A 19,111-nucleotide genomic window follows, 5' to 3' on the forward strand; every position below is an offset into this window, starting at 1 on the left:
TCCCCGGCGTCGCTGGCGCTACTGCAATGGAGCAGAGGTTACTGCAATGGAGCAGAGATGGGAGTGCACCGATGGACGATGACGACATCCGCGCTGTGGAGGAAGCCGTGGCGACCCTGGAATCCGCAAGCGAAGAGCACGAGCCTGCGGCGATCAGCCTGCAGACCGCGGTGGCGGCAGCCGTGACCCACGGGAAGCCGATCCGCGACGTGGCCGCAGCGGCCCACATGACTGCGCTGGAGGTCCTGGACGCAGCCGATGCCGTCATGTACCCGCGGCAAGCGCTTCAACCTTGGTCTGTGGCCTAGTAATCCGCACCATCCGGCAAGGGCCCCGCGCGGGAAACTTGATCGGATCCTGAGGAAAAGCCGCGGTAAGCCTGATCTGCCCGCGCCACTCTTAAGTGCATCAGCCCGTGGGGGGAGCGATCCTTCCGGGGAAAGCATGCAAGAGCGGCCAGGAAGCGGGAAGTGCCATGACCACGGCAGCAACTCTCGAAGAAGTCACCGACGTCGGTGGCGTGATCACGGATCACCAGCCCGTGGACTTCCACCGGCTGGGGCTTGCCGGATGCATCGACAGGCTGACGGCGCCGTTGCGCAGGCAGGGAACGTGCGTTCACTGGGAGACGCCGCACCACGGCCTTGAGATCTCCTCCAGTTCTGCATCGCTGCTGTACCGGACCGCGCAAGAGGCCCTGAGTAACACCTTCAGGCACGCGCATGCCACCGACGTGACAGTCCGCCTGTGCGCGGTGTTCCACGGGATCCGCCTGACCGTCGCTGACAACGGCACCGGATTCGGGGGCGGGGGGCTCCGCACCATGTCCGCCGCGGTTCAGGAAGCCGGCGGAACCATGGCCATCGACTCCACTCCCGGCAGTGGCACCGCAGTCACCGTCACCATCCCGCTGGACTGAACTTCCACCAGGACGCTCCCCGCGGAGCAGGCTGATTCGCTGCCGGCGCCGGACACGCACGGTGCACGCCGGGCGGACTCGCCTAGGATGCTTTCATGACAGTTCGCGACGTCCGGCCCCTGGCGGTCCGGGCCTTTGAATCCCCGGACACTCAGCAGGCCCTTGCCGGGCTGCGCAGCAGACTAGCCACCGGGAGCCGGGTACTCCTCGGCGTAGCCGGCGCACCGGGCTCCGGAAAGTCCACGTTCTCTGCCTGCCTGGCGGAAGCCCTGAGCCCCGGATCTGCCCTCGTGGTCCCGATGGACGGGTTCCATCTGGGGAATGCCATCGTTGACGGCACCCCGCTAAAGCAGCGCAAGGGCGCTCCGGACACGTTCGACGTCGGCGGCTACCTCTCGCTGCTGCGGCGGCTCGCGCAGCGGGACGAGGAAGTTGTCTACGCACCGGACTTCCGCCGCTCCATCGACGAGCCTGTGGCCGCGTCGATTGCCGTGCCGGCCGACGTGCCGCTGGTCATCACCGAGGGAAACTACCTGCTGGCCGACGGCCCGCAATGGCAGCAGGTGAGGTCCCAGCTGGACGAGGTCTGGTTTGTTGACACTCCCCGGGAGCTTCGGCTGACCCGCCTCGTGGAACGGCACATGCTCTTCGGCATGGGCCGGCCCGCCGCCGAGGCTTGGGCCACGGGGTCCGACGAAGCCAATGCCCGGCTGATCGAGGCCACCCGCCACCGGGCGGACCGGATCATCCGCTGGGGCTGAGGCGGGCAGCTGCGGCGCTGGGCCCCTACCGGTCCTCCGCGTCCCACAGACCGGAGTCATCCGCGGCTTCTTCCGGTTTGTGGCCGTTGTCCGGCGCGCCGCTCCCCACATAGCTCGCCGGCACGGTCCCGCCGGCCTGCTGACTGCGCAGTTCCGGCTCCGCAGGCCGAGCGAGCTCCCAGTCTATGCACGCCAGTGGTCGAGTGCCCGGACCCGGTCCGGCCAGAACCTGCGCCAGGAGCTTCCGAGCAGCCAGATGGTCCAGACCAGGATGAGCACAATGCCCGCGAGCGTCGGCACGGTGTTGCTGCCCGAAAATCCTTCCGTCCCGATCACCCAGCCCTGCACGAGATGCGACACCCCGGACAGGCCCATGAGGTAGCCGACCGCACGCGGTATCCCCCGCGCCGTTCCCACCGCGACGCCGAACAGGACCAGGGCGGCACCCAGCACGAAGCTCTGGTAGCTCCGCATGCCCCACTCCAGCCAGCGCATGTCCTCCGCCGCGGCAAAGCGCACGGCTTTCTCGGCGTCGTCGGCGGCTGCCCACGCATCGACGGAGTGTTTGAGGGCTACTCCGTCCACAGCCTGCAGGCAGCCGTAGAGTGCAAGGGCGGCAGCCGCTGCCAACTTGCCGAGCCGCGCCGCCCACGCCGACCGGCCGGGCACGCCGGCGAGCGCCGACCCCAGAACATACAAGCCCGCAGTGAGGATGGCCATGCCCGCGAACTGGCCCAGGTGCACGCCAATCCAGAGTTCACTGCCCGCATACTCGGTGAAGGCGGCCACGTGGTCATTCGCGTTGGCCCGCTCCGGATGCAGGATCCCGGCCACGAGGGAAACCACCACGCCGGAAAAGAGAAGGGTGGCGGCCAGCCGGTACGGCGCCCCGTCCAATGCCTGCGGTCCGGCGGTTCGAGGGTCACCAGTTTGCGGGTCACCCTCCCGGGCAGCGTCCGTCCCCGAATCCATGGCCGGACGCCTGTGTCCACGGTGCGCGCCGTCGTCGTACTGATTCTCTTTCATGGAAATCGCCCCGCTCGCAGGAACCGCACGATGCCAGTAGGTTACGCCCGTTGGACCCAACAAACCATTGGCCGGGCGGCTCCCGGGGCTAGCCGCGACGCGCTTCCGGCATGCCCCGCGCCGGTTCCCACCCGAGGGCCGGCGCGACGTACCGGGCGATGTTCCCCAGGAGTTTGGCGTTGTACTCCACGCCCAGCTGGTTGGGAACGGTGACCAGGACGGTGTCTGCGGCTTGCACTGCGGCATCGGCAGCGAGGTCCGCGGCGACGGCGTCGGGCTCGCCGATGTAGCTTTTGCCGAAGCGGGCCAGGGCGCCGTCGAGGGCTCCCACCTGGTCCCGGCTCTCGCGCAGGGCGCTCAGCCCGAAGTACTGCCGGTCCTCGTCGTCGGCCAGGGGCAGGACGCTGCGGCTGACGGAGACCCGCGGTTCGTGGCTGTGGCCGGCTGCCTTCCAGGCTTCCCGGAACATCGCGATCTGTTCGGCCTGGAGCTGGTCGAACGGCACTCCGGTGTCCTCCGTCAGCAGCGTTGAGCTCATCAGGTTCATGCCCTGCCCGGCCGCCCACACGGCCGTGCCCCGGGTTCCGGCACCCCACCAGATCCGCTGCCCCAGCCCCTCGGAGCGCGGCTGGACGGGCAGCAGGCCGGTGGCTCCGCCGGCGTACCTGGGATCAGCTTCCACGATGCCGGCACCGGCCACCGCGCGGCGGAACTCGTCGGCGTGCCTGCGTGCCATGTCCGCGTCCGTCTCCCCGTCGCGCGGCACGTGCCCGAAGGCGGAGGCGCCGTTCCTGGCGGGTTCGGGTGAACCCCGGCTGATCCCGAGCTGGAGGCGGCCGCCGCTGATGAGGTCCGTCGCGGCGGCTTCCTCGGCCATGTACAGCGGGTTCTCGTAGCGCATGTCCACCACGGCGGTGCCCAACTCAATCCGGCTCGTGCGGGCGGCGATGGCCGCAAGCAGCGGGAACGGCGAGGCCTGCTGCCGGGCGAAATGGTGCACCCGGAAGAACGCGCCGTCTATGCCGATTTCCTCGGCCGCCACGGCCAGGTCGATGCCCTGCAGCAGCGCGTCCCGCGCCGTCCTGGTGTGCGAACCCCGCACCGGGCCCCAGTGGCCGAAGGACAGGAAGCCAATTCGTTTCATGCCGTCCACAACGCTCCCGCGGCTGCTGCCATTCCGGGGGGACGTTTCCGCAGGGACGTTGCCGCAGGGAAGTTGCCGCCGGCCGGTCCGCCCGGCGGACAATCCCGATAGGTTGGTACCACCACCAGAGGACGACCGTTCTCACGAGCCCGGAGGGACTGCTGACATGGCGTACATCACCGTTGGACAGGAAAACAGCACCGACATCGAGCTTTACTACGAAGACCACGGGACCGGCCAGGCGGCCGTCCTCATCCACGGCTATCCCTTGGACGGCTCCTCCTGGGAGAAGCAGACGGCCGCCCTGCTGGAGGCCGGCTACCGCGTCATCACGTACGACCGGCGCGGTTTCGGGAAGTCCAGCAAGCCGACCACCGGGTATGACTACGACACCTTCGCCGCCGACCTCGACACGGTCCTGAACACCCTGGACCTGAACGACGTCGTGCTGGTCGGGTTCTCTATGGGAACCGGAGAAGTTGCCCGGTACATCTCTACCTTCGGTTCGGCCCGCGTGGCCAAGGCCGCCTTCCTGGGGTCCCTGGAGCCGTACCTCCTGCAGACCGGCGACAACCCCACGGGCGTGCCGCAGTCGGTGTTCGACGGCCTCAAGGACGCGGTCACGGCCGACCGCTACGCCTTCTTCACCGAGTTCTTCAAGAACTTCTACAACAGCGATACCTTCCTGGGAACGCCCCGCCTCAGCGAGGAAGCCGTCCGGGCCAGCTGGAACCTTGCCGCAGGCGCCGGGGCCTTCGCCTCGGTCGCCGCCCAGCCCACCTGGATCACCGACTTCCGCGCCGACATCCCCAAAATCGACGTCCCGTCGCTGATCGTCCACGGCACGGCCGACAACATCCTGCCGATCGACGCCACCGGCCGGGAATTCAGCAAGGCCCTTCCGGATGCGGAGTACGTGGAGATCGACGGCGCCCCGCACGGCCTGCTCTGGACGCACGCCGCCGAAGTCAACGAGGTCCTGCTCGGCTTCCTCCGGAAGTAGCCCGGCAGTCCGAAGGGCGGCCGGCGGCGGTACTTGCCGCCGTCGGCCGCCCTTTGCCGTGCCGAGTGGCCAAAACAACCAAAATCGGTGGAAAAAAGGGCACACAACCGGACCCGAGGCGTAAGATAGTGAGGTACCGGATCCAAGGAAATGCCTCGAAAACGAATCCGGCTCCAGGTCTCCCGCTCATCACGGGAGCCTTTTTTAATACGGGCGGAAGTGGCTGACTAAGCCTGCCAAACGCAACGTGATCGGCCAGGGCTGCCCGAAACGCACAATCGCGGGAGGAAAAATGACTATGACTCCGCCAACACGGCCCCGTCGTTCCCTAGCGGCAAGGGTCGCGATGGTTTCCACAGTTTCACTGGGGCTGCTTGCCGGCCCAATCGCCATGGCCGGGCCAGCCACGGCAATGCCCAATCATTCCAGAAAAGCCGATTGTACCGTCACGGCTCTCGACCCCTACGCTTCTAACCACGGCAGGGAAGCCATGAGGGGCGATCCCCGCAACGGTAACCGCAAATCCGTGAGGGTTAGTTTCCCGTTCAGGATTCACTGCGACAAGGACGCCCAGGTTCGTTACAACCAAAGGATGTTCCAGAAGCACGACCGTTGGGACACCGAAGAAATCGGGAATGCCTGGGACACCGTATGGGTTTCCGGTCACGACAGAATCGTCAATGTCGAGAGGGTGACTGCCGACCGGGGCGAAAGGTCGGTAACGGTGTACCACACCGTCAGGATCCGTGTGCAGGACGACCGGGGCGGTCACAGGAACGGGTCGTCCGATTTTGACAGGAGCAACACCGTCACCATCTGGGTTTCGAACAACCACAGGTAACAGTCTGGAATGGCCATGCAACTGAGTGTTTAACGACTGGGACGCCGGCGGCGGCACGAAAGTGCCGCCGTCGGCCTCTGTTTGCCAACAGCCACCTGAGTCAGAGGGACCCGGTGGTGAATGCCCAGCTGGAGGACGCCAGACTGTTCCCTGCGAGGTCCCGGATGGCCGCTGTGCCGCCGGTGACGGTCACGGTGTAACCGGTCCTGGCGGCCAGCGTCGCGGTGGGGTCGAGGATCCACTGGTTGGTGGTGCCGACGCGTGACACGGTGGCGGCTATCTTCGCGCCGGTGGCCGTGGCCTTCAGGACGACGGTGCCTGTACCTGCGCCCTGGATCGCTTCGCTGAATGTCACCGCCACGTTGTTCGCGCGCCTCACCAGGGTGGCCCCCGGCCGCGGCGTCATGGCCGTGATGACCGGGGCCGGCCCGCTGGTGAACGTCCAGCTCGATGTGGCCAGCGGGGTTCCTGCGGCGTCGCGGACGGCAGCCGCTCCGCCGGTCAGGGTGGCGGTGTACTTGGTGTCGTTGGCGAGGTTGGCCGCCGGATTGAGGGTGGCCGTCCGGGTGGTGGCGTTGTAGCTGACCGCCGCGGGGACCGCGGCACCGCCGGGGCCCCGCAGGAGGAACGTGCCGGCGTCCAGGCCCTGGACTGCGCTGTTGAAGGTGGCGGTGATGTTGCTCCCTGCGGCCACGCCGGTGGCGTTCGCGCCGGTGTCTCTTATACACATCTAGATGTGTATAAGAGACAGGTCACGGTGGGGGCCGCCGCCGTGGTGAAGCTCCAGCCCGTCGTGACCAGCGGCGTGCCCGTGGTGTCACGGATGGCTGCCGTCCCGCCCGTCAGTGTCGCCGCGTATTTCTGGGATGCGGCCAGGAGGGACGACGGCTTCAGCGTCGCGGTCCGCGTTGCCGCGTCGTAGGTGACGGCGGCCGGGACGGCGGTTCCGGCGGCGTTCTTCAGGACGAAGGTGGAACCGCTGACCCCTTGGACGTTTCTGCTGAACGTGGCGGACACGCTGCCGGCCACTGCGGCGCCTGCGGCATTGGCGGCCGGGCTGTTGCCCGTTACCACCGGCGCGGTGAGGATTCCCGCGGACGGATCCGAAAACAGCAGCCGGTTCGGGGTGCCTGCACCGGAGGCCGTGACCACGCCGGGGGTGGAAGCGGAGAGCAGCTTAGACGCCACGGCAGCGGGCGTGAGCTCTGGCGACCTCGACAGCACCGCGGCAGCGGCGCCGGCCACATGCGGAGTCGCCATGGACGTTCCGCTCATGGAGGCAGTCGCCGTCGTCGAAGCGGAGCTGGCGGAGGTGATGCCCACGCCGGGAGCGTACAGGTCAACGCAGGTTCCGAAGTTGGAAAACGACGCCTGCCTGTCAGAGGAGTCGCTCGCGGCGACGGTCAGTGCGTCCGGCACCCGGGCCGGGGAACTGTTGCACGCGTCGGCGGCAGCGTTTCCGGCGGCGACGACTGTGGTGACGCCGTCGTTGACGAGGCCCTGCACGGCAGCGTCCACCGCCGCGCTGGTGACGCTGCCGAGGCTCAGGTTTGCGACGGCCGGCGTCCCCGCCTGGTGCTGCGAGGCCACCCACTCCAGGCCTGCCACCACGTCCGAGTTGAAGCCCGAGCCGGTGCAGTCCAGGACGCGCACAGGAACAATGGTGGCCGCCTTGGCCACGCCGTAGGTCTTGCCGGCAATGGTTCCGGCGACATGCGTGCCGTGGCCGTTGCAGTCGCCCGTTCCCAGGCCGTCCGACACGGCAGTCCATCCTGCGGCAACGCGGCCGCCGAATTCCGTGTGGGCAGCCAGCACGCCGGAGTCTGTCTCTTATACACATCTAGATGTGTATAAGAGACACCCCGCCCCCCGACGACGCCGAGGTGAAGGAGCCGGACAGCGGCAACGCGCGCTGGTCGATGCGGTCCAGTCCCCACGGCGCGGGCTGCTGGGTTTCCGCGGCTGTCACCCGCGCATCGATCTCGACGGCGGCCACCCGCGCCGAGCGCTTCAGCTCTGCAGCCTGGGCCGGCGTCGCCGTCACCACCGCACCGCGCAGCGCCTTGGAGAACGTGCGGCCGACGGCGATGTTCCGGGAACGCAGGCTACTCACCTCGGACGGAACATCAGTGCCGGCGGCGTACCGCACCAGGTACCGGGCAGTTGCGCCGCCGGGTGCTGCTGCTTCGGAGTTCGTGGCGGCCGGCGATGCGGCGCCGGCCGCCACTCCGGCGGAGGTGGCGGCCAGGGCGGTCAGCAGCAGCGATGCCAGTGCGGGACGGAGAGCGGACAGGGCACGAATTTTGGGGTTCCTTCGGGTGTGAGGACCGGCGAACGGAAGCCGGAATCTGGCTAGTTCCAGTGTATTTTCGGTCGTCCCGGGAAGTCCCCCGGCTGTCCATAACCTTCGGTGAACCTTCGGACGCTGGGGAAAAGCTGGCGTAATCCTGCGCTGGGCGGGCTCATTCATGCCAGGTCCCGCCGGGAATCCCGGGCGGTGGACCGCGGGCGCTGTCATTGCCGCTGCCCCATCAAACCAAGCCTGAGCATTTCCCTGCTGGACGCCATTGTCTTCTCCAGATTTTCGGTCATGTGGATAAAGAGGCAGGCCTGTGGCCGAACGGGCCACAGGCCTGCCTTTCCCCTGAAACGCAGATCCCGAGGGTCACCCGGATGCCTTTGGAACGCATGTCCGGACCCGGTCATCTGCACCACTGCCGCAATGAGGAAGGAACAGCCCCATCATCAGCGGGGCGGCTCCAAAAAACCTTGGAGCACGTGCCGTTTCGGCTCGCTGCCCACCCAAATTGGGCGTTGACGGCCACGCCCCCGGGGCATTCGCGCTCAGGAGTGCCGGCGGCGCGCTCAACGCCGTCCGGCGGGCTAGATCCAGTTATTGTGCTTGAACGTGGCGTACAGGATCAGTCCCATGCCGACCATCAGGCTGATGGCCATGGGGTAGCCGAACACCCAGTCGAGTTCGGGCATGGTGTGGAAGTTCATGCCGTAGATCGTGCCGATGAGCGTCGGTGCGAAGAGGATGGCTGCCCACGAGGAAATCCTCTTGACCTGCTCGTTCTGGGCGAAACTCGATTCGGTGAGGCGGCGCATTTCATCGTTCTGGCGCTGGGCCACGAGGGCAGCATTGACCGCAAGGGCATTCTGCAGCAGGGCGCGGAATGACGCGATCCGGTCATTCAGCCGCAGGACGTGGTCCTGGACGTCCCTGAGATGGTCCTGCAACTCCGCGTCGGGATGGTGGTCAGGCGTTCCTGTCATGAGGGCCTGTAGGATCCCGGCCAGCGGCCCGGTAGCGCGCTGGACCGTAATGACCTGGCGGGAGAGCTCGTAAATCCGGCGCGAGACCTCCGGATCCGCACCGAAGAGCTCGTCTTCGATCTCATCGATGTCGTTCTCGAGGCCGGCGGCCACGGGCTCATATTCGTCCACCACCTGGTCGAGGATGGCGTACAGGACCGCGTCGGGCCCCAGCGCGAGGAACTCGGGCTCGGACTCCATGCGCCGGCGGACCTTGGCCAGGTCCGGGGACTCGGCGTGGCGGACGGTGACCACGAAGTCGGGGCCGATGAAGATGTGGATCTCACCGAACTCCACCTTTTCCACATCGTCGAGGTACCGGGCGGGGCGCAGCACCATGAAGAGGGTGTCGCCGTAGTGCTCGACCTTCGCCCGCTGGTGTCCGGTCAAGGCATCCTCGACTGCCAGCGAGCTCAGGTCAAACTCGTCAGCCACAGAGCGCAGCTCCCGCGCATCCGGCCGGTAGAGCCCGATCCATGCCATCCCCTGCCGCTGCCGCAGGAGGAAGTACGTTTCCTCCAGGCCCTCCGGATCCGCCGTCCGGCGGCCTGCCACATACACGGCATTGTCGACAATGGTCATGGCAGCGACTCCTTCGTTGAATCGGGCCTCCTGGCTGTGACGTTAGCCCTTCCCCGCCGCTGTGCCAACACCTGCCGGTGTATCCGGGAGGGCGCAGCACCCGAGCGGTAGCCGCGCGTTAAGAGAACGCTAATTTCATTCCTCGCGGCATATGGAAAGCGTTAAAACAGTCCCGGAAACGGCCCTGCCGGTGGTGTCATGGAACCGTGGGACCCGCGGCCACGGAGGTCGCGGCCGAATCCTCCGATGGAGCATGCGAAATGAATTCCACGTCCCGGCTCCAGCCGCATCCTCCGGATGGCCCGCCCCCTGCCGGCGGGGACTACGTCACTGTCGACGATACCGGCGACTTTGGCTATCACCGGTCAGCTCACGAGCTGCTCGCGGCATTTGAATATTCCGGCGAGGCCAGGAGCGTCATCGACCGCAGGGGCAATGACTATCTTCTGGTTATGGATCCGGACCGCCGCCTGGTCCTCGGACCGGCACTCGGTCCGGTGGAATTCCATTGGCTCGGCCAGGCGTGGCAGGCTGCCCAGAACCTGCACGTCGAGCGGCACCGGCTTCGTCGCTTCCACCCCGGCACCCGTGACCAGCTGCTGCGGGACCTTTTCGAAATTCTCCTCCTCGAACAGGGCGCCGACCCCGCGGCCGGACAATGGACCCTGGAGTTCGGGGGTGTCACCACGCGCCTGCACGACCTGCGGGAAGTCGACCGCCGGCTCTCCCGTCAGATCCGCCTGGAGCAGGCCCGCGTGCGGGACCCCTACGGCCGCGCCTACCGGCCGGTGCTGCACCGCCGGCACTGGTACCTGCCTGCCGCGGCAACGTTGATCGTCTACGTTGAAACCCCGCCGCCCGGCGAAGTTCCCGCATAGCGCCTGGCCGGACCCGACGCCCACGCCCCGTTGGCGCCACCGCCACGTTAAGGATGCGTCAGGATTGCGGAGGCACCGGGAGCACGGCGGCCGGCCGCTGTTATCGTCGGCAATGGAGCGGTGCTGCGCATCGCGGAGAGGCAGACATGACCACGCTGAGCAGGCCTCCGGCTGATCCGTCCGCCGCACGGCCCGGGGCCAGGGACAGATTCCGGAGCTGGCTGCTGTTCGGCCTTCAGGATGCCAAGGGCACCCACCAGGGTCCCGGCGCTGTGGGCGACGCGCACCTCAAGAAGCATTCGTGGTGGCAGGTGATGTGCCTGACAGGCGTCGACTACTTCTCGACCCTCGGTTACCAGCCGGCGATCGCCGCGCTTGCCGCCGGGGTGATCTCCCCGCTGGCCACGCTGGTGCTGGTGGCCGTCACCCTGTTCGGCGCCCTGCCCGTCTACCGCAGGGTTGCGGGCGAAAGCCACCGCGGCGAAGGATCCATCGCCATGCTTGAGCGGCTGCTGCCCCGCTGGGGCGGCAAGCTCCTCGTCCTGGTCCTTCTGGGCTTCGCGGCGACGGACTTCATGATCACCATGACGTTGTCGGCCGCCGACGCCACAGCACACGCGATCCAGAACCCCTTTGCGCCCGGCTGGCTGCAGGGACAAAACATTGTTGTCACCCTGTTCCTCCTTGCCCTGCTCGGAGCGGTGTTCCTGCGCGGATTCAAGGAGGCTATCGGCGTAGCCGTCGCGTTGGTGGCACTCTATCTGGGACTGAACGTGATCGTCGTCGCCGCCACGGTATTCGAGGCAGCAGCCCACCCGACGGCTGTCGGGGACTGGTGGCAAGCCCTGACAACCTCGCACGGAAGCCCCTTCATGGTGGTCGGCATTGCTCTGCTGGTATTTCCCAAACTCGCCCTTGGCCTGTCCGGCTTCGAGACGGGCGTCGCGGTGATGCCGCAGATCCAGGGCCGGCCCGGCGACACGGACGAGTACCCGGCAGGCAGGATCGAGGGAACCCGGAAACTGCTGACCACGGCCGCCGTCATCATGAGTTCGTTCCTGGTGACCACGAGCCTCACCACCGTGATCCTGATCCCGGCGCAGGAATTCGAGCCCGGCGGGCAGGCGAACGGCCGCGCCCTGGCGTTCTTGGCCCATGAATACCTGGGGAATGGCTTCGGCACCGTCTACGATGTCAGCACCATTGGCATCCTCTGGTTCGCCGGCGCCTCCGCGATGGCGGGACTGCTGAACCTCGTCCCGCGGTACCTGCCCCGGTACGGCATGGCGCCCGAATGGGCCCGGGCTGTCCGCCCGTTGGTGCTGGTGTTCACGGCGATCGGGTTCCTGATCACCTATCTTTTCAACGCCGACGTCGATGCCCAGGGCGGCGCCTACGCCACCGGCGTCCTGGTGCTGATGACTTCCGCAGCGGTTGCCGTGACACTGTCGGCCCGGCGTCAGCAGCAGCACCGGCGGACCGTCGGCTTCGGGATCATCGCAGTGGTTTTCATCTACACGACAGTCGCCAATGTCTTTGAACGGCCCGAAGGCCTCCGGATCGCGTCGTTCTTCATCCTGGGCATCATCGGGATCTCCCTGCTCTCCCGTATCCTCCGTTCCTTCGAGCTGCATGCCACCCACGTCCACCTTGACCGGCAGGCGCTGGAATTCATGTCCTCGAACCTGGAGGGACCCATCTCCATCATTGCCCACGAACCGCTCCGACTCAGCGCGCAGGCCTACCGGGACAAGCTGACATCGGCCATCGAGGTCAGCCATCTCCCGGTGGACTACCAGGCGCTGTTCCTGGAAGTGATCGTGGACGATTCCTCCGATTTTGAAACAGCCTTGGAGGTCACCGGGGTGACCCGGCACGGCTACCAGATCCTGGAAGTGCACGGACCCGTGGTGCCCAACACCATCGCCTCCGTGCTGCTGCACATCCGGGACGTCACGGGGCTCATGCCGCACATCTATTTCCGCTGGACCGAGGGAAATCCAGTGGTGAACCTGCTGCGCTTCCTGTTCCTGGGCGAAGGCGAGATCGCACCGGTCACCCGCGAAGTGCTGCGCGAAGCCGAGCCTGACGTGTCGAGGCGGCCCTGGGTCCACGTGGGCTGACCGCCCGCCGCACTGGGTCCGCGCGACTGATCCGAGGTCGGCTGATCCGAGTCAGATCTTGGCGTGCTGGCCGCGGCTGACCGGCCGGCCAAACGACGCCGCGCCCAGGAATTCCACGGCCACGAACGGCTCCGAACCCACCACCCATTCATTGTGGCCCGGCGGGATGGCGTACGTGTCGTTGGCGTGGATCGACGAGCGGACACCTTCCGGCGTTTCGACCTCCATCACCCCGGACACGCAGAAGCCGAGGTGGTTGTGCTGGCAGAATGGTGTTTTTTCGGTGGGTTTAGAGCACTCGGACCACCGCCAGCCGGGGGCGAGGATGAGCCGCGCAACGGAATAGTCGTTCACGCTGACAAGGTCCACTTCGGCCTTGTCCGGGTAACGCTTCTTGTCGGGGACATCGAAGGACTTGACGGCAAAGGCGGTGACGATATTAGCGGTCATGGGACGGCACCTGGGGCTAGGGTGAGACCTGGAATCAAGACATGAGGGCGCTGGCGTGAACCAGCTTGAGGAGTTGCGGCTGCCGACCGAGGCCTGTGTGTGCGAACAATCTGCAATTGCGCCGCCGCCCCCTCAGCGCACGTGCGTACAACAGATCCGTGTTGACGTAGTTCAACGTTAGCCGTCCTCCGGCCGAAGTCAATGGGCAAATGGGGCCCCCGCCGCTGCGGGGAGCAGGCAACTGCCGAACCGCGTTAAGCCGCCCGTCGCTCCCGGTTCATGACCGGCCCGTACCGTCACACCGGTCCGAACCAACGAGAGGGCCATCCCCATGAAATCACTCCGCACCCGCAGCCTGGCCAAAGCCGTCATCGCGGCGGCCATTGCAGCGACAGCCATCGGCGGCGCCGCAGTCGCACAGGCGTCCCGGGACACCGGAAACGGTGGTGACCACCGCACGGCGGACACCGCCGTCGCAGACGCATTCACCGCCGTCGACCGCAACACGGCCTGGCAGCTCACCAGCAGGCTCAAGCTGGACTTCCCCACCTTCCACACCGAAGGCATCGCCTTCTCGGAGGACCACATCTTCCTGTCCTCTGTGGAAATCCTCGAGCCAACGGTGAAGTTCCCCAGCCCGCAGGGCGGCTACGACCGTACGGCCGGCAAAGGCAAGGGCCACCTGTTCGTCATGGACAAGGCGGGCAAGCTCCAGAAAGACATCGTGCTGGGCGAAGGCGACATGTACCACCCGGGCGGCATCGACTTCGACGGCACCAACGTGTGGGTCCCCGTGGCACAGTACCGGCCCAACAGCAGCTCCATCGTCTACCGGGTGGACGCAAAGTCCCTGGACGTGCGGAAGCAGTTCGAAGTCAAGGACCACTTCGGCGGCATTGTCATGGACAAGCAGTCCGGCCACCTCATCGGCAACAGCTGGGGCTCACGGCGTTTCGCCGAGTGGACCCTGAAGGGCAAGGAGCTGAGCAGCTGGCAGAACCCGGACAACTTCATCGACTACCAGGACTGCCAGTACGCGGCGGACTCCAAGATGCTCTGCGCCGGCGTGGCCAGCCTTCCGCAGATGCCCGCCGCGGGCGGTCCAGCCGCGAAGTACGATCTGGGCGGCATCGCCCTGATTGACAGCAGGACGCACGCCACGCTGCACAGCGTCCCGTTCCAGCAGTGGTCCGCCGACGGCCACGTGGCATCGCGCAATCCGTTCAAGATGACCGCCGCCGGCAACCACCTGACCATGCGCGTCGCACCGGACAATGCCGGCATGGCCACCGAGATCCTCACCTATGAGGCGACTGTGACGCCCGCCCGCTAACCGCAGGCAGCGCGAACGAACACTTGGGCCCCCTTTTCCCAGGGGACTGGCCCAAACAGAAGCGGACGACGGCGGGACGCACCCGCCGTCGTCCGCTTCCGTTTGCCCGCTTCCGTTCGTCCGGTTCCGTGCGTGCGGCGCCGACAGTTCTGCCGTTGTCCCTGGGGGCGCGTCATGATGACGAAATCTTCGATGTGAGCCGCTTCACACTGTAGCCTCGTGACAAATGTAGCCTAATCAACAACTTGTGATGCCCTCTTGGCAACACAGGATGGATCAGCCAGAGGGAGACCAGTGTGAAAAATGTTCAGCAAAAGGCCAAAGCCGGCCGAACCGGCCGCGTCAAGGTGACCGAGGTGGAAGCGTTCGGCATCGAACAAATTCCGGAGAAGGACCGGAACGCAAGCCCCTTTGACCTGTTCAGGGTCTCGTTCGGCGGCGCTAACACGTTTTCCACAGCGTTCCTCGGAGCGTTCCCCATCCTCTTCGGCCTCTCGTTCTGGCAGGGTCTGGCAGCGACAGTCCTCGGCCTGGTGGTGGGCGCGCTCCTGCTGGCGCCGATGGCCGTCTTCGGACCCACGAACGGCACGAACAACGCGGTATCGTCCTCGGCCCATCTGGGCGTCCACGGCCGGGTCGTCGGCTCGTTCCTTTCGCTCCTGACCGCCACGGCCTTCTTCTCCATCTCGGTATGGAGCTCCGGCGACGCGCTGGTGGGAGGCCTTAACCGCCTGGTTGGCCTGCCCCAGGACATGGGCTCCTTTGCCGTGGCCTACGGGCTCTTCGGAGTTCTGGTGCTGGCCGTCTGCATCTACGGGTTCCGGTTCATGCTGCTCGTGAACAAGATCGCGGTAACGGCGGCCACCCTTCTGTTCGTGATCGGATACATCGCGTTCGCAGGGGACCTGGACCTGAACTTTGCCGGCTCCTTCGGGGTGGGCCTGGACGGCCTCGGCGTAGCCGGTTTCATTCCTGCCTTCATCGGCGCCGCCCTCATCGTGATGTCCAACCCGATTTCCTTTGGAGCCTTCCTCGGCGACTGGGCTCGGTACATTCCCACGAACAAGCCCAAGCGCAAGGTCATGGGTGCCGCCCTCCTCGCGCAGCTGGCCACCCTTGTGCCGTTTGTCTTCGGGCTGGCGACGGCGTCCATCATCGCCACCAAGGCACCGGAGTTCATGGATCCGGCGGCCCCCAACTATGTGGGCGGGCTCCTGGCTGTGTCCCCCTCCTGGTACTTCGTCCCGCTCTGCGCGATCGCCCTGATCGGCGGCATGTCCACGGGCGCCTCCTCGCTGTACGGAACCGGACTGGATTTCAGCAGTGTCTTCCCGCGCTTTAACCGCGTGCAGGCCACTGTGTTCATCGGCGTACTCGCCATCGCGTTCATATTCGTGGGCCGCTTCGCCTTCAACCTCGTCCAGAGCATCTCCACCTTCGCCACGCTGATTGTCACGTGCACGGCCCCCTGGATGGTGGTGATGATCATCGGCTTCATTACCCGCCGGGGCTGGTACGACGCCGACGCCCTGCAGGTGTTCAACCGCCGCCAAACAGGCGGCCGCTACTGGTTCAATCATGGCTGGAACCTGCGTGGAATGCTGGCGTGGCTGCTCAGCGCCGCGGCAGGCCTGTGCCTGGTCAATATGCCGGGACAGTTCCAGGGCCCGCTGGGCAACCTCGCCGGCGGCGTGGATATCAGCCTCCCGGCCTCCCTCGTCCTTGCCGCGGTGCTCTACGTGGGGATGCTGTGGATCTTCCCCGAACCCCGCGCCGTGTTTCCGGAGGCCGGTCCGCGCTGGATTCCCAGCCGGAACGTTGCCGTGCCGCCGGTGATGGACAGCGCCGGGCGCGCCGTTGCGCCGGGGCAGCCGGACCCGGGACTGCAGGAGCAGCCGACGCCGGCGGAGGACGACCGGGCGCTTACGAGCTCGGCGGTCCGGCCGTGACATGGATGGATCTGAGCGTCCCGCTCCGGACAGGCATGCCCGTCTATCCCGGCGACCCGGAAGTGCGGATCTCGCCGGCGCTGACAGCCGACGGCGACGGTGCCAACGTGTTGTCCCTCGCCATCGGCTCCCACTCGGGGACGCATGTTGACGCGCCGTTCCACGTCCGGAATTCGCTGGCGGCACTCGACGCGCTGCCGCCGGCGCAGTTCAGCGGGCCCGTGGAGCTGATTGACGTGCGTAGCGCCGGTGCCGGCGGCGCCATCACCGCGGAACACCTGTCCGGGCTCGCGCCGGCCACGGCCGGGAATGACCGGCCCGGTCAGCCGGAGAGCATCCTGCTGCTCCGGACGGGGTTCGCAGAGCACTGGGGCTCCCCCGCCTACCTGGACCACCCGTGGCTCGACGCCTCCGCCGCCCAGCTGATCGTGGACCGCGGCTACCGAGCCGTCGGAGTGGATGCCCTGAGCGTGGACAGAACCGGGAGCCTCGCCGAAGACCAGGCCTTTCCGGCCCATCACATCCTCGCCGGCAACGGTTGCGTCATCGCCGAGAACCTCACCGGGCTGGACCAGGTCCAGCGGGCGCTGGCCAGCGGCACCGGCGTCGAGGTTTTCCTCTTCCCGCTCAGCATCCCCGACGCCGACGGGGCACCGGTCCGGGCCATGGCGCGGACCGGACCGGCCAGCTTCGGGCACGAAGCGCCGTCCCGGCAGCCCGGTGCGCCGTCCCGGCAGCCGGAGAGCCGGGACCTGAGCCGGGCGGAGGTCCAGGAGGCCGCGGACGGGCTGATCGCAGCCTTCGCCGCGACGGACACGGAACGCTACTTCGCCGCCTTCAGCCCGTCAGCCACGTTCATTTTCCATCCCGAGCCGGAGGCACTGGGTTCCCGGAGCGAGTACCGGCAACTTTGGGACATGTGGGTCGGCTCGGGGTGGAAGGTGCTCGATTGCCGCAGCAGCGAGCAGAACATCCAGTTGCTTGGCTCCGCTGCCGTCTTCACGCACCGGGTGGCCACGGTGGTCCGGACTGGCCCGGACGGCAGCACCCTGTCCACTGACGAACGGGAGACCATTGTGTTCACCCGGACCGGCGGCGGCGAGGTGGTTGCCGTCCACGAGCACCTCTCGGCAGTTCCGGGCCCTTCCGCGGACCCGGCCCTGCCGGGATAGCCGCCGGGAACGCAAGCGGACGACGGCGGGACGCACCGCCGTCGTTCCTTTCCGTCCGGGACTACTTGCCGTAGACCTTCACGAAGTTCCGCAGGATCTTCATCGGCTCTGTTGCCGTGAACGTCCGGGCGGCCTCCATCAGTTCTTCGGCGGATTCCGGCGGGAAGTACCCTGCGTGACGGTAGATGTCGATCCTGGTCACCAGCCCTTCGGCGTCGAGTTCAGGATGGAACTGGGTGGCGTACAGGTTCTTCTTGATCCGGAACATGTGCACCGGGCACGCGGCCGAGCTCGCGAGCAGCACGGCGTTCGGGGGCAGCACCGTGCACGCTTCCTTGTGGCCGGTGAAGGCTGTGAATTCGGCGGGCATGCCCGCCAGCAGCGGATCGTCCAGGCCTTCCGGGGTCAGGGTGATGGTCACGCCGCCCAGCTGCTCGCCGTAGGTCCGGTCGATGACCGCCCCCTGATGCAGCCCCAGCGTGCCCACGCCGTAGCAGGCACCGAAGAAGGGGAAGTCCGTCGCAACGATCCGGTCCAGCAGCTTGGACAATTCCCGCTCCACGCGGTGCTGGGTTTCAGTCTTCTTTTCGGGCGGATCGCTGGACGTGAACGGGCTGCCGCCCACGATCACCCCGGAGTAGTCGTCCAGCTCCAGCTCAGGCAGCGGGGCCTGCTCCATCCGGATCCGCCTCAGCTGGCTCGCGTCCAGCCCGCCAAAGCGCAGGTAGGCCTCGTACTCTTCGTCCGCCGCGGTGTCCTCGGCCCGCGACGCGAGCAACAGAAACGGTTTCACGGGCTTACTTCAGCAGTGCGACGTCGGAGACAAGGGTGATGTGGTCCAGCATGGCCGCCGCGGCGGCGTCGGCATCCCGGGCCCTGATGGCGTCCGCAATCTTGCGGTGCGAGGCCAGCGACTGCTCCGGCCGGCCGGGCTGGCCGAGCGACTCGAGGCGGGTTTCCAGGATCATCCCGGCAATGAAGGACATGAGCTGGGCCAGCACCGAGGAGTGCGCCGCTGCGGTGACAGCCTGGTGGAAAAGTTCGTCACCGTGCGCTCCCTTGGCGCCCGAGGCCACTTCCTCGGCCATCGCGTCGAGCGCCTTGTCGATGGCTTTCATGTCCGCGTCGGTCCGCCTTGCGGCAGCCAGCTCGGCAAGCTTGACCTCCAGCGTGCTGCGGGCTTCAACAATCTCGGGGAGCCTGCTGCTGTGCTCGCGCAGGCCCTTGATCACGGACGGAACATTCGGCCGGTAGACCAGCACCGCTCCGGTCCCGTGCTGGACGTCGATGACGCCAAGGACTTCCAGCGCAACCAACGCCTGGGCCAGCGTGGCCCGCGAGACGCCCAGCCGTTCGGCCAGGTCCCGCTCCGCGGGCAGCGTGTCCCCCGGTCCCAGCTCCGCGGCCTCAATGAAATCCATGAGCTGCTCCACCAGCTGCTCATAGAGGCGCGGCCGCGAGACGCGGGAAATCTGCTGCGTTGCTGTCTTCTTGGGCATGCAAGTCCTTCCGGCGACGTCGTCGGCACTAGCTTAGCGGAGAACTATTGACAAAGTCACCTAGTGTCTAGGAGGCTAGGCCAGTGAGCCAGTAATCCACATCACACCACCAA

20 protein-coding genes are annotated in these 19,111 nt (G+C 66.8%); 11 read left to right on the forward strand and 9 right to left on the reverse strand.

The features are described 5' to 3' along the window. Window positions 1-71 precede the first annotated feature (71 nt). The 3 genes from B1A87_RS21000 (at window position 72) to B1A87_RS21010 (ending at window position 1,680) form a co-directional block, all read left to right on the forward strand. Window positions 72-308 carry a hypothetical protein gene (locus B1A87_RS21000; protein ID WP_078029201.1) on the forward strand — a complete coding sequence of 79 codons (237 nt, stop codon included), beginning with the start codon at window positions 72-74 and terminating at the stop codon, window positions 306-308. A gap of 167 nt (window positions 309-475) precedes the next feature. After that, on the forward strand, window positions 476-919 hold the full coding sequence (locus B1A87_RS21005; protein WP_078029200.1) for a sensor histidine kinase: 444 nt from the start codon (window positions 476-478) through the stop codon (window positions 917-919). A gap of 95 nt (window positions 920-1,014) precedes the next feature. Then, window positions 1,015-1,680, forward strand: a complete 666-nt coding sequence (locus tag B1A87_RS21010; protein ID WP_144275924.1) for a nucleoside/nucleotide kinase family protein — start codon at window positions 1,015-1,017, stop codon at window positions 1,678-1,680. 183 nt (window positions 1,681-1,863) lie between these two features. Here the strand turns inward: B1A87_RS21010 and B1A87_RS21015 are convergent, their stop codons facing one another. Together B1A87_RS21015 and B1A87_RS21020 are read right to left on the reverse strand one after the other, a co-directional pair. Next, window positions 1,864-2,706 (reverse strand): DUF4386 domain-containing protein, encoded by an 843-nt coding sequence (locus tag B1A87_RS21015; protein ID WP_260681097.1) that lies wholly within the window; start codon window positions 2,704-2,706, stop codon window positions 1,864-1,866. 88 nt (window positions 2,707-2,794) lie between these two features. Then, entirely contained in the window at window positions 2,795-3,850 is a 1,056-nt protein-coding gene (locus B1A87_RS21020; protein ID WP_078028456.1) for an LLM class flavin-dependent oxidoreductase, read from the reverse strand. Between the two features lie 166 nt (window positions 3,851-4,016). Here B1A87_RS21020 and B1A87_RS21025 point away from each other — a divergent pair, with 166 nt between their 5' ends. Both B1A87_RS21025 and B1A87_RS21030 read left to right on the forward strand, forming a co-directional pair. Further along, window positions 4,017-4,853 (forward strand): alpha/beta fold hydrolase, encoded by an 837-nt coding sequence (locus B1A87_RS21025; protein ID WP_078028248.1) that lies wholly within the window; start codon window positions 4,017-4,019, stop codon window positions 4,851-4,853. A gap of 346 nt (window positions 4,854-5,199) precedes the next feature. Further along, a complete protein-coding gene (locus B1A87_RS21030) occupies window positions 5,200-5,694 on the forward strand; it encodes a hypothetical protein (protein ID WP_139362817.1) in 495 nt (164 codons plus the stop codon). 100 nt (window positions 5,695-5,794) lie between these two features. Here the strand turns inward: B1A87_RS21030 and B1A87_RS24760 are convergent, their stop codons facing one another. Continuing rightward, window positions 5,795-6,424, reverse strand: coding sequence for an Ig-like domain-containing protein (locus B1A87_RS24760; protein WP_144275925.1), 630 nt, complete (start codon window positions 6,422-6,424; stop codon window positions 5,795-5,797). Then, entirely contained in the window at window positions 6,415-7,455 is a 1,041-nt protein-coding gene (locus tag B1A87_RS24765; RefSeq protein ID WP_313902512.1) for a S8 family serine peptidase, read from the reverse strand. Before B1A87_RS24765 ends, B1A87_RS24760 begins: the two co-directional genes overlap by 10 nt. On the opposite strand from B1A87_RS24765, the gene B1A87_RS24770 reads away from it, so the two are divergent. After that, window positions 7,417-7,548, forward strand: a complete 132-nt coding sequence (locus B1A87_RS24770) for a hypothetical protein (RefSeq protein ID WP_313902513.1) — start codon at window positions 7,417-7,419, stop codon at window positions 7,546-7,548. The genes B1A87_RS24765 and B1A87_RS24770 overlap by 39 nt on opposite strands. Here B1A87_RS24770 and B1A87_RS24775 read toward each other — a convergent pair. Together B1A87_RS24775 and B1A87_RS21045 are read right to left on the reverse strand one after the other, a co-directional pair. Beyond that, window positions 7,535-7,921, reverse strand: coding sequence for a protease inhibitor I9 family protein (locus B1A87_RS24775; protein ID WP_313902514.1), 387 nt, complete (start codon window positions 7,919-7,921; stop codon window positions 7,535-7,537). The genes B1A87_RS24770 and B1A87_RS24775 overlap by 14 nt on opposite strands. Window positions 7,922-8,577: 656 nt before the next feature. After that, complete coding sequence (locus tag B1A87_RS21045) at window positions 8,578-9,594, reverse strand: magnesium and cobalt transport protein CorA (protein WP_078028251.1); 1,017 nt, start codon at window positions 9,592-9,594, stop codon at window positions 8,578-8,580. Between the two features lie 260 nt (window positions 9,595-9,854). On the opposite strand from B1A87_RS21045, the gene B1A87_RS21050 reads away from it, so the two are divergent. Then, window positions 9,855-10,472 carry a hypothetical protein gene (locus B1A87_RS21050; protein WP_139362818.1) on the forward strand — a complete coding sequence of 206 codons (618 nt, stop codon included), beginning with the start codon at window positions 9,855-9,857 and terminating at the stop codon, window positions 10,470-10,472. Between the two features lie 146 nt (window positions 10,473-10,618). After that, window positions 10,619-12,595, forward strand: a complete 1,977-nt coding sequence (locus tag B1A87_RS21055; RefSeq protein WP_078028253.1) for an amino acid transporter — start codon at window positions 10,619-10,621, stop codon at window positions 12,593-12,595. A gap of 51 nt (window positions 12,596-12,646) precedes the next feature. Here the strand turns inward: B1A87_RS21055 and B1A87_RS21060 are convergent, their stop codons facing one another. Further along, a complete protein-coding gene (locus B1A87_RS21060) occupies window positions 12,647-13,045 on the reverse strand; it encodes a cupin domain-containing protein (RefSeq protein WP_078028254.1) in 399 nt (132 codons plus the stop codon). A 331-nt stretch (window positions 13,046-13,376) separates the two neighbouring features. On the opposite strand from B1A87_RS21060, the gene B1A87_RS21065 reads away from it, so the two are divergent. The 3 genes from B1A87_RS21065 to B1A87_RS23345 all read left to right on the forward strand — a co-directional run bounded on the left by B1A87_RS21065 (window position 13,377) and on the right by B1A87_RS23345 (window position 17,499). Continuing rightward, window positions 13,377-14,378: a DUF6454 family protein gene (locus B1A87_RS21065; protein ID WP_078028255.1), complete on the forward strand. Its 1,002-nt coding sequence runs from the start codon at window positions 13,377-13,379 to the stop codon at window positions 14,376-14,378. Between the two features lie 296 nt (window positions 14,379-14,674). Next, window positions 14,675-16,327: a cytosine permease gene (locus B1A87_RS21070; protein WP_078028256.1), complete on the forward strand. Its 1,653-nt coding sequence runs from the start codon at window positions 14,675-14,677 to the stop codon at window positions 16,325-16,327. Window positions 16,328-16,332: 5 nt separating this feature from the next. Next, window positions 16,333-17,499 (forward strand): cyclase family protein, encoded by a 1,167-nt coding sequence (locus tag B1A87_RS23345; protein WP_221937616.1) that lies wholly within the window; start codon window positions 16,333-16,335, stop codon window positions 17,497-17,499. A 61-nt stretch (window positions 17,500-17,560) separates the two neighbouring features. On the opposite strand, the gene B1A87_RS21080 is transcribed toward B1A87_RS23345, so the two are convergent. Both B1A87_RS21080 and B1A87_RS21085 read right to left on the reverse strand, forming a co-directional pair. Further along, complete coding sequence (locus tag B1A87_RS21080; RefSeq protein ID WP_078028257.1) at window positions 17,561-18,292, reverse strand: glutamine amidotransferase; 732 nt, start codon at window positions 18,290-18,292, stop codon at window positions 17,561-17,563. 4 nt (window positions 18,293-18,296) lie between these two features. Then, window positions 18,297-18,998: a FadR/GntR family transcriptional regulator gene (locus tag B1A87_RS21085; protein ID WP_078028258.1), complete on the reverse strand. Its 702-nt coding sequence runs from the start codon at window positions 18,996-18,998 to the stop codon at window positions 18,297-18,299. Window positions 18,999-19,111: the final 113 nt, after the last annotated feature.

It is taken from the genome of Arthrobacter sp. KBS0703 (assembly GCF_002008315.2).
GTDB lineage: Bacteria > Actinomycetota > Actinomycetes > Actinomycetales > Micrococcaceae > Arthrobacter.

Coding starts and splice junctions, on each gene's coding strand:
- B1A87_RS21000 (WP_078029201.1), top strand. CDS start 72: ATGGACGATGACGACATCCGCGCTGTGGAGGAAGCCGTGGCGACCCTG.
- B1A87_RS21005 (WP_078029200.1), top strand. CDS start 476: ATGACCACGGCAGCAACTCTCGAAGAAGTCACCGACGTCGGTGGCGTG.
- B1A87_RS21010 (WP_144275924.1), top strand. CDS start 1,015: ATGACAGTTCGCGACGTCCGGCCCCTGGCGGTCCGGGCCTTTGAATCC.
- B1A87_RS21015 (WP_260681097.1), bottom strand. CDS start 2,706: ATGAAAGAGAATCAGTACGACGACGGCGCGCACCGTGGACACAGGCGT.
- B1A87_RS21020 (WP_078028456.1), bottom strand. CDS start 3,850: ATGAAACGAATTGGCTTCCTGTCCTTCGGCCACTGGGGCCCGGTGCGG.
- B1A87_RS21025 (WP_078028248.1), top strand. CDS start 4,017: ATGGCGTACATCACCGTTGGACAGGAAAACAGCACCGACATCGAGCTT.
- B1A87_RS21030 (WP_139362817.1), top strand. CDS start 5,200: ATGGTTTCCACAGTTTCACTGGGGCTGCTTGCCGGCCCAATCGCCATG.
- B1A87_RS24760 (WP_144275925.1), bottom strand. CDS start 6,424: ATGTGTATAAGAGACACCGGCGCGAACGCCACCGGCGTGGCCGCAGGG.
- B1A87_RS21045 (WP_078028251.1), bottom strand. CDS start 9,594: ATGACCATTGTCGACAATGCCGTGTATGTGGCAGGCCGCCGGACGGCG.
- B1A87_RS21050 (WP_139362818.1), top strand. CDS start 9,855: ATGAATTCCACGTCCCGGCTCCAGCCGCATCCTCCGGATGGCCCGCCC.
- B1A87_RS21055 (WP_078028253.1), top strand. CDS start 10,619: ATGACCACGCTGAGCAGGCCTCCGGCTGATCCGTCCGCCGCACGGCCC.
- B1A87_RS21060 (WP_078028254.1), bottom strand. CDS start 13,045: ATGACCGCTAATATCGTCACCGCCTTTGCCGTCAAGTCCTTCGATGTC.
- B1A87_RS21065 (WP_078028255.1), top strand. CDS start 13,377: ATGAAATCACTCCGCACCCGCAGCCTGGCCAAAGCCGTCATCGCGGCG.
- B1A87_RS23345 (WP_221937616.1), top strand. CDS start 16,333: ATGGATCTGAGCGTCCCGCTCCGGACAGGCATGCCCGTCTATCCCGGC.
- B1A87_RS21085 (WP_078028258.1), bottom strand. CDS start 18,998: ATGCCCAAGAAGACAGCAACGCAGCAGATTTCCCGCGTCTCGCGGCCG.